Origin of the sequence: Pseudomonas sp. NPDC087639, assembly GCF_044743385.1 — a bacterium.
Lineage (GTDB): Bacteria > Pseudomonadota > Gammaproteobacteria > Pseudomonadales > Pseudomonadaceae > Aquipseudomonas.
Window position 1 is genome coordinate 85,354 of sequence record NZ_JBIUWI010000016.1, and the last position, 9,641, is coordinate 94,994.

At 55.2% G+C, this 9,641-nt stretch carries 5 protein-coding genes; 2 read left to right on the plus strand and 3 right to left on the minus strand.

The features are described from left to right. Positions 1-254: 254 nt before the first annotated feature. The 3 genes from ACIOVB_RS09635 to ACIOVB_RS09645 all read right to left on the minus strand — a co-directional run bounded on the left by ACIOVB_RS09635 (position 255) and on the right by ACIOVB_RS09645 (position 4,083). Positions 255-1,964, minus strand: a complete 1,710-nt coding sequence (locus ACIOVB_RS09635) for an ATP-binding cassette domain-containing protein (protein ID WP_401267094.1) — start codon at positions 1,962-1,964, stop codon at positions 255-257. A gap of 26 nt (positions 1,965-1,990) precedes the next feature. Further along, the gene (locus ACIOVB_RS09640) at positions 1,991-3,184 is read right to left on the minus strand and encodes a YcaO-like family protein (protein ID WP_401267096.1); all 1,194 of its coding nucleotides are present in this window, start codon (positions 3,182-3,184) and stop codon (positions 1,991-1,993) included. A 542-nt stretch (positions 3,185-3,726) separates the two neighbouring features. Continuing rightward, a complete protein-coding gene (locus tag ACIOVB_RS09645; protein ID WP_401267098.1) occupies positions 3,727-4,083 on the minus strand; it encodes a hypothetical protein in 357 nt (118 codons plus the stop codon). A gap of 239 nt (positions 4,084-4,322) precedes the next feature. Between ACIOVB_RS09645 and ACIOVB_RS09650 the strand changes: the two genes are divergently transcribed. Both ACIOVB_RS09650 and ACIOVB_RS09655 read left to right on the plus strand, forming a co-directional pair. Further along, complete coding sequence (locus ACIOVB_RS09650; RefSeq protein ID WP_401267101.1) at positions 4,323-5,840, plus strand: hypothetical protein; 1,518 nt, start codon at positions 4,323-4,325, stop codon at positions 5,838-5,840. 480 nt (positions 5,841-6,320) lie between these two features. Further along, positions 6,321-9,641: NAD-glutamate dehydrogenase (locus ACIOVB_RS09655; protein WP_401267104.1), on the plus strand; the 3,321-nt coding region annotated here is incomplete at its 3' end.

Here is a 9,641-nt window from a genome sequence, read left to right on the forward strand (position 1 = left end):
GAAAGGTTCGCAGCGCCAGCAGCGCTTCACGATGTTCCATCGGTGACTGTTCCTGGAAAGGGTGGCCACGGGCGTTCGGATAACGCCGGGGCTGGGGGCGTTACTTTAATCCATCGCGGGGGGTGGCGACTAACGGCATTTTGCAGAAATGTGTGGAGGAGAGCGAAGATCAAAAGATCGCAGCCTTCGGCAGCGTCTACAGCAGATTGCATTCCAATGTGGTTGCTGCCGAAGGTTGCAATCTTTTCGCGCTTTTATTGCTCGGTAGTTTGAAGCTCATTGAGCAGCAACTTGATCGCTGCCCTGTCGACCAGATCATGCCAAGGGCCATCTTCAATGATTTCGCCGTTATGCATAACGATGACACGGTCGAATCGGTGTAGATGGCTGACATCGTGCGTAACACAAATCAAACCTTGCCCGGCAAACGTCTCGAAAAGCAAATCCCAAACCGGTGAGGCGAGCCTCGGCTCGATTGAAGCGCTCGGCTCGTCAAACAGGTTAAATTTACCCGGCCGATTAATCAGTCGCAGCAGCGAGAGGCGCTTGGCTTCACCGCCGGAAATATTGGTGGCATTTTCGCTGATGTCGCGGTGGCTGACGATCTCTTCAAGCTGTAAGCATTGGATCGCTCTGCGCAAATGCAGCGCAGGATTAACGCCGAAAAGGACTGACCTGTCGAAGCTGCCCTCAAGGAATTGCGGGGATTGAGGGCAGTAACGCAGTATTTGCAGATGGCTTCGAGCGTTCAAACGATCAACGGGTATGTCATCAATGTTCAGTTGACTCCTCACTGAAGTGTTCAGTCCGGCCAGTGCTTCCAGCAGAGTGGACTTGCCAGCGCCGCTGGGGCCGGTGATCGCAACGGATTGCCCCTGTTTAAAGTCGATCGGGTTTGCGATTGATAGTCGGACGGCACCATTGTCGGTGATCACGCAGGGTTCCAGGCGTAACGTTGATTCTTCGTGCTCGGTCAGTTCGATTTCACGGCCTTCGTGATCAAAATCGGCTGATTTGAGCAGCTGCTGGAGGCGGCGTTGATCCGCTAAAAACTGATCCAGCACTCGATAGCCTTCGGTCAGGGCTGAGATGTTGAGCAGGAAGGTCCCTGCGATGGAAAAAATCGCGACTAATTGCCCGACGTTGATGCTCGCTGACCCCGACAACTGATCGACAACTCCCCAACTTAGCAACCCTCCTGTGGAAAGGCTGATAAACAAGACTTTTGCCCCGCTCAACAAACCGCCGGATCCTGCGACGGTCACTGCCGCTTCGGCATATTGATTAAAGGCCCTGTTCAATGGTTGCAGTGCAGTGTGCTCAGCGCGCTCCAGTTTTATCGATTTTCCTGCCTTCAAGGTGTTGAACAGAACCGCGCTCAGTTCATCTTCCTGCTCATTCACGGCATCAATATGTTTTCTGCGCCACCTGATGATTCGATGGGTGGCAAACAGGTAAAGGACCCCCAGGCTCGCCATCGCAAGAAAAATCCAGGTGCCGCCCATGTACCAAAATGCGGCGGCAACGATCAGAAACTCCAGGCACAGTGGAAACCCCACTGTGACGAAGAATGTCAGCAGTTGTTCGTGGGCGGTGATTCCGCGCTCTACCGATTTGATGAAGTGACCGATGCGCCAGGTGCTAAATCGACAGAACTCCTTTCCCATCAATTGCGCCAACCATGTAATCGACGCGTTCATCACAATCCGTTGGACGAGTTTTGAAAGAAGCAGTGTCTGCAGGGGCGCAATAATCGACTGAGCACATCCGGCCAAGGTAAAGGCCGCCGTAAAGATAAGCAGTGTGTTGAGGGTGGTGTGGTCTGCGTTACTCAGCGAGTCGACAATGGCGCCCAGAAGCAATGGAGGCGCAAGGGCTAGCAGCTTTAGCGAAATAATGGCGGTGATTGTTGTGACCAATAGCAGTCGATGCTTTTTGCAAGCTGTACTAATGAGTATCCGCATGGAGATCTACCTGTTGGTCGTGTTTGTTAATTATCAGGTGCGGAAGTCTTAGTCTTATTTAGCAGGATGTGCTGCGGTGCTACCAATTGACCGTTTCTGATGATGTTGAATCTATCAAGGCCGGGTATGTATGTCTGGATGACGATATTTGTGTTTGAGTACTGTGCGACAGTTCTATGGAAAATTGCTCTGTCGATGGCTTTCAATTTTCGCTGCAGTAATTCTATTTGTTGTGTGACGGAACTGGTCAATTTTTTTGAGAAGGGTTCAAGAACTCGGAGTTTCAGGTTTTTCACCGGGGCGAAGTCTATTAGGTTTTTTAAGGCGTCACAGCTTGAAAGCATGTCAAATGTTTTGCGGTCAGAGGCTTCTTCACTGACGTCATATAGTGTGCTTGACTGGAATTGTTCCGTGACTGCCCTTTGAACAGCAATGCAGATATCCAATGAGCATCCAGAGCCAATGGGGGAAATATGCAGGTCACCTGGTCCCATCTTGGGGAACGCAACCGAAAAATAGACACCGGACTCATCTCTGATAATTATAATTTGCAACTTGCTTGCTGCCTCTAAAGCATACGGGCGATGCAGCAATGCTTGAGCGAGTAATGCTTTGGAAGGCGTGTAAAGGTCCATTGCAGGCCGTATCGCGCAAACGGCGAGAAAAAAACGCGACAACAAGTGTCTTTCTATGACTTCAAGAGCGCCATGGAGCAATGCCTCTGCCTTGGTGCATCCGAATGCGATCCCGGAGTTTGAGGCGTAGCGGCTTAAGAAGCGGGTTTCTTGAGCAACTGTTTCGTTCTTGCCGGCATCTGGATGCAGGAGAATGCATGGCACAAATAGTTCGTGCTCGTCATCAAGGGCTGTAAGGCGAAAACACTCCAGAGATTCGCCGGTGCTTGGCAGGCTTGCAAGTAAGCCGTCGCATTGAGCATCCTGCTGAGCGGCGATCACATCGCAGCTTAAACCTGATCGCTGCGACTGCTTGCAGTGGAAGGTGCCGTAGTGTTCAAGGCTCTCGGCCAGCGCGCCGATGAGGGCATCAGGTCCCTTGCCTGCTCCAGACTCAATCAGTTTTTTGTCGTTGTCGTAAAGTTCAGCGATTGCAACCATATCGCCAGCGCCGACATAACGAACAAGTGCTTTGAGTCCTAACGCCTGGATGGAGTTGGTTATTTCTGTCAGTGCTCTGCTGGGTGTTAGTTCGCGCTCGGACATTGCATGCCTCATCGGATTTAAATGCCGAAAGCCAAACTTTCGGCACTTACTGTGGGCTGGTTGTTAGATCCAATCAGCGAGTTAATGAAGCGAAGAATTTCAACTCGGTTGCGAGGAAACCTTCTGAAAGACCTGTGATCTGTGACATGTCATCGAAGGTGTTTATTTCAGAGCGTTTTTTACCCAAGGTAGTAACTCCATTTGATATTGGATTTTCGATGCTGTTGTCAGCGCCGAACTTGCGAGGTTGTCCGCAAGTGGGTTTATTAATAGCAATGAACGCACGGCCAAACAATCAGATGACGGCGTAAGACTTCCGATGGTTGCGTAGGGCAGTTCTGGTTGGGAAGTAGGATGGAACTTTGCGGGAGTAAACGTGAAAGGTAGTGCGCTCGCGCACTTGGTGAGATTGATGGTCTCTGAGTGTTTAAGGCTTTCAGCGAAGGTTGATGCGAGACGTTCGTTACAGGACTGACAATGGCGCGACGCAATTTATTTGAGCGCCATCGCCATCCATTTTCCGAGTGAGGGAGATGGCCTGATCAGTTGAGCTCACTGATATAGGTGCCAGTACCATCGAGGATGTTCCTCAGGGTTTCTTCAACTTCGGCTAGATCATCCGCGCCGGTGCTGTGGGTGATCTCCAGCACATCATCCCCATTCAAAGCATCGGCATCCCCCGCGGCAATCTCGATCTTCAGCAGAGTCGGAGTCAGGGTCACCTTGACGCCATCCAGCGTCGAAGGCTCGCCATCCAGCGTGATCTCCAGCTCATCCTCGTCCGGGTAGCGGCTCATCAGGAACATGTCGCCCTTGTCGCTGTGGCAGCAGAGCATGGCCATGTTGTCTTCTTCGTCATCGCACGGGTTGACGATGAGTAGGGCGGTGGTCATTTGCATGTGGGGTATTCCTGGTGGGCGGCGTGATGAGTGCAAGGGAAAACGCGATTTTGCCAGTCGCGGCGCATTTACGCTGCTGCCATGTTCAATTGCTTTTGGAAAAAAACCTGCACCACCCAATTGAAAAGCTGACTGAAGAGCTCGTTTGACGCTCAGTGGATGAAAAATGTAGGGGTGTTCCTTCATCCACTTCCGCCCACCGGTAGAGAAATATCCGACGGCATTGTAAGGCATTTATTTTGGCAGGGTTTTTCGGTGTTTTTATGGGTTTTCGCTTGTTTTTGCGGCACTTTAGCGATTATTTTCGCCGTTCGAACGCAAAGGAGTGCTTAACGAAAACTGAAAGAAAAGGACCTCTTTTCATGCACCAATATTTTGAGCTCGCCGAAGAAGTCAGACACTTGACCGAAGAACAGATCGAGCAGGTTTATCAGCGTTATCTGGAGGGGGAAAAAAGTGCCGCACTCTTGGCCGAATTCCGAATCCCCTCGACTGTGCGCAGCTTGTTGAAAGTGCTGCCGCCAATCGTCAGCCAAGACCTCACGTGCCCCTATTGCGATCTGCCGATGTGGGTTCGTCGGCATGCCAGGGGCACCCCTGTGACGCTGCGCAACCCGTTCAAGTGCGTACGTTGCGAGCATCGTTATTTTGCGACAGGCGTGAATGTTCGACGCACACCTTGTACGTGCAAGGAATGCTTCAAGGTTCGCCAGCAGCAATTGGCGGCTCAGGCAGAGCGCGATCGTCTCGAGCTTGAGGTTCGCTACGGAGCGTCAAGCCCCACAGTGCCTTACACAAAACTGGGTTTTGTACAAAAGCTGGCATTGCTGGCCTTGCTCGACGACGGCAATGGCGCCAATGTTCAATGGATTGCGCCGCTGAGCGCGCCATCCAGAGGCGAATCCCTTGCGCCGACCGACGAAGCCAGTGAGGAACTGCTGAAAGATCTTCACGAGACCGGCGTATTGGCTGTCGCGACGGATTCCGATATCAAAGCCTTTGATCGAACGGATGGCTGCTCTATCAGCGATTATTCAGCCGTGCGCTGGCGACCTAACGTTGCGGTGGAGGGGGATGTACGCAGTACGCGCGACAGTTTGTACCTGGCGCTGTATCAGGAATTGTCCGGGAACGTTCAGCCAGCGTGGAAAACCGAGCTCTATTCGTTGATCTTCAATCTGGCCCGGGAGGAGTCGATTCAATACATCCATGTGTTGGCCAATGAAGTGAGTTTTGCATTCACCGCCGAAGCCCGTGCCGAAACGGTCGTGGGGCAGCTGTTGCAAGACTTTTCGGTGAGCCAGCTCTATTACTTCGCGCGCCTGGCGGTAAAAAATGCCGCGCATTTCTACGCAACCGGTAACTCCAAGGGGCGCAACCACGCGTCCAATACCATCCCGCGTAACATGCTCGGGACGGCACAGGATGCCCTGGCGCGAAACTGGCGCAAAAACGCTCACCGCGACTCGCGAGTGCCGCAATCAGCCCTGCATCGATTGTTGTATGACGTCGTGCTCAAAGACAGCGGAGCGGGGTTTTCCAAATCCCCGGGGATGTATTGGCGTGATGAGCTGGTGCCACAGTTCTTTTCTGGCACAGCTTTCGATGCTGATCTGGTCGGCCATCTGCAACTGTTCTGCCGCGAGTGCGACTCGAGCAATATCGACGCCAGCATGGACAAGATGACCTTGCAGATGATGTGTTACGACTGCGCTACCGTGAGCAAATTCAAGGCTTACGAAGAGTTGCCGGACTGACCCGCGTCAACCGCTGGCGCTGAACCCGATGTCACGCTCAAGGTCGATAGAACGGCCTTGGGCGTTTTCGTTTCTGGATATGTAGCGGCAAAAGGTCTGCACCTGGCACGAATGTCCCGTAAATACGGGCATTCAGACCAGCGTTTTTCGCCCTGACTGCTAGTGTTTACCGGTGCCAAAGCCTCGGTTTACGTGCCAATGACCGAATATGTCGCAGCACCGCAAGCAGACACATTGTCGCACCCATTAAGCTGCGCATCGGATGAGCACCCGTAAAGGCATTGTCGGCGGTCCTGACAGTCGTTTTTGCAGATGCCCATTCAATGGAAGGTGAATGTGACCTGAGTGTCTCGTCCAGCTTCACCCACCTGTCCCCCTGTTTCCTCTGCCCGAGAATCAGGAGCAGGGTGACTCAAGCCCCGGAAGGGGTGTTGCACGCGACGCTTTCCATCAATAACAAGCTTAAGCGGAGTACCACAGATGGCGTTCTTCACCGCAGCCAGCAAAGCCGACTTCCAGCACCAACTGCAAGCGGCACTGGCGCAGCACATCAGTGAACAGGCACTGCCACAAGTGGCGCTGTTCGCTGAACAATTCTTCGGCATCATTTCCCTGGACGAGCTGACTCAACGTCGCCTCTCCGACCTCGCTGGCTGTACTCTTTCTGCGTGGCGCCTGCTTGAGCGCTTCGATCACGCGCAACCGCAAGTGCGCGTCTACAACCCCGATTACGAGCGTCATGGCTGGCAGTCGACCCACACCGCGGTCGAAGTGCTGCACCATGACCTGCCATTTCTGGTCGACTCGGTCCGCACCGAACTGAACCGCCGCGGCTACAGCATCCACACCCTGCAAACCACCGTGCTCAGCGTGCGTCGTGGCAGCAAGGGCGAGTTGCTGGAAGTCCTGCCAAAAGGCAGCACCGGCGAAGGCGTCCTGCATGAGTCGCTGATGTACCTGGAAATCGACCGCTGCGCCAACGCGGCCGAATTGAATGTGCTGAGCAAAGAGCTGGAACAGGTTCTCGGTGAGGTCCGCGTCGCGGTCGCCGATTTCGAGCCGATGAAAGCCAAGGTGCAGGAAATCCTCGCCAAGCTCGACAACAGCGCTTTCGCCGTCGATGCCGACGAAAAGAACGAAATCAAAAGCTTCCTGGAATGGCTGGTGGGCAACCACTTCACCTTCCTCGGCTACGAAGAGTTCGTGGTCACCGATCAGGCCGATGGTGGCCACATCGAGTACGACCAGAACTCCTTCCTCGGCCTGACTAAACTGCTGCGCACCGGTCTGACCAACGAAGACCGTCACATCGAAGACTACGCGGTGAACTACCTGCGCGAGCCGACCCTGCTGTCGTTCGCCAAGGCTGCGCACCCGAGCCGCGTACACCGTCCGGCCTACCCGGACTACGTGTCGATCCGCGAAATCGACGCAGACGGCAAAGTCATCAAGGAACACCGCTTCATGGGCCTGTACACCTCCTCGGTGTATGGCGAGAGCGTGCGGGTTATCCCGTTCATCCGCCGCAAGGTCGAAGAGATCGAGCGCCGTTCCGGCTTCCAGTCCAAGGCTCACCTGGGCAAGGAACTGGCGCAGGTTCTCGAAGTACTGCCGCGTGATGACCTGTTCCAGACTCCGGTCGACGAACTGTTCACCACCGTGATGTCGATCGTGCAGATCCAGGAACGCAACAAGATCCGCGTGTTCCTGCGCAAAGACCCGTATGGTCGCTTCTGCTACTGCCTGGCCTACGTGCCGCGCGACATCTATTCCACCGAAGTGCGCCAGAAGATCCAGCAGGTTCTGATGGAGCGCCTGAAGGCCACCGACTGCGAGTTCTGGACGTTCTTCTCCGAGTCCGTGCTGGCCCGCGTGCAGTTGATCCTGCGTGTCGACCCGAAAAACCGCATCGACATGGACCCGCTGCTGCTGGAAAAAGAAGTCGTACAAGCGTGCCGCAGCTGGCAGGACGACTACGCCGCACTGACCGTCGAAAGCTTCGGCGAAGCCCACGGCACCAACGTGCTGGCTGACTTCCCGAAAGGCTTCCCGGCCGGCTACCGCGAGCGTTTCGCCGCGCATTCGGCCGTGGTCGACATGCAGCACCTGCTGAGCCTGAACGAAAAAAATCCGCTGGTGATGAGCTTCTATCAGCCGTTGGGCCAGGTGTCCGGCCAGCGCGAGTTGCATTGCAAGCTGTATCACGCTGACACCCCGCTGGCGCTGTCCGACGTTTTGCCGATTCTGGAAAACCTTGGCCTGCGCGTACTGGGCGAGTTCCCGTACCGCCTGCGCCACACCAATGGCCGCGAGTTCTGGATTCACGACTTCGCGTTCACTGCCGCTGAAGGCCTGGACCTCGACATCCAGCAACTCAACGACACCCTGCAGGACGCGTTCATCCACATCGTCAGCGGCGATGCCGAGAACGATGCGTTCAACCGTCTGGTACTGACTGCCGGCCTGCCATGGCGCGACGTGGCGCTGCTGCGCGCTTACGCCCGTTACCTGAAGCAGATCCGTCTGGGCTTCGATCTGGGTTACATCGCCAGCACCCTGAACAACCACACCGACATCGCTCGCGAGTTGACCCGGTTGTTCAAGACCCGTTTCTACCTGGCGCGCAAACTGGGCAGCGATGATCTGGAAGACAAGCAACAGCGTCTGGAACAAGCGATTCTGACCGCACTGGACGACGTTCAGGTGCTCAACGAAGACCGCATCCTGCGTCGTTACCTCGACCTGATCAAAGCCACCCTGCGCACCAACTTCTATCAGACTGATGCCAACGGCCAGAACAAGTCGTACTTCAGCTTCAAGTTCAACCCGCACGCCATTCCTGAGCTGCCGAAGCCAGTACCGAAGTTCGAAATCTTCGTTTACTCGCCACGCGTTGAAGGCGTGCACCTGCGCTTCGGTAACGTGGCGCGTGGTGGTCTGCGCTGGTCCGATCGTGAAGAAGACTTCCGTACCGAAGTCCTCGGTCTGGTTAAAGCTCAACAAGTGAAGAACTCGGTCATCGTGCCAGTGGGTGCGAAGGGCGGCTTCCTGCCGCGTCGCTTGCCACTGGGCGGCAGCCGTGACGAGATCGCGGCCGAGGGCATCGCCTGCTACCGCATCTTCATTTCCGGTCTGTTGGACATCACCGACAACCTGAAAGACGGCGCGCTGGTGCCGCCGGCCAACGTCGTGCGTCATGACGACGATGACCCGTACCTGGTGGTGGCAGCGGACAAGGGCACCGCAACCTTCTCCGACATCGCCAACGGCATCGCCATTGACTACGGCTTCTGGCTGGGTGACGCATTTGCGTCCGGTGGTTCGGCCGGTTACGACCACAAGAAAATGGGCATCACCGCCAAAGGCGCGTGGGTGGGCGTACAGCGCCACTTCCGCGAGCGCGGCATCAATGTTCAGGAAGACAGCATCACTGTGGTCGGTGTCGGCGACATGGCCGGTGACGTGTTCGGTAACGGCTTGCTGATGTCCGACAAGCTGCAACTGGTTGCCGCGTTCAACCACTTGCACATCTTCATCGATCCAAACCCGAACCCGGCGACCAGCTTCGTCGAGCGTCAGCGCATGTTCGATCTGCCGCGTTCGGCCTGGACCGACTACGACACCAGCATCATGTCCGAAGGTGGCGGTATCTTCTCGCGCAGCGCGAAGAGCATCGCGATCTCGGCGCAGATGAAAGAACGCTTCGACATCAAGGCCGACAAGCTGACCCCGACCGAACTGCTGAACGCCTTGCTCAAGGCACCGGTGGATCTGCTGTGGAACGGCGGTATCGGTACTTAC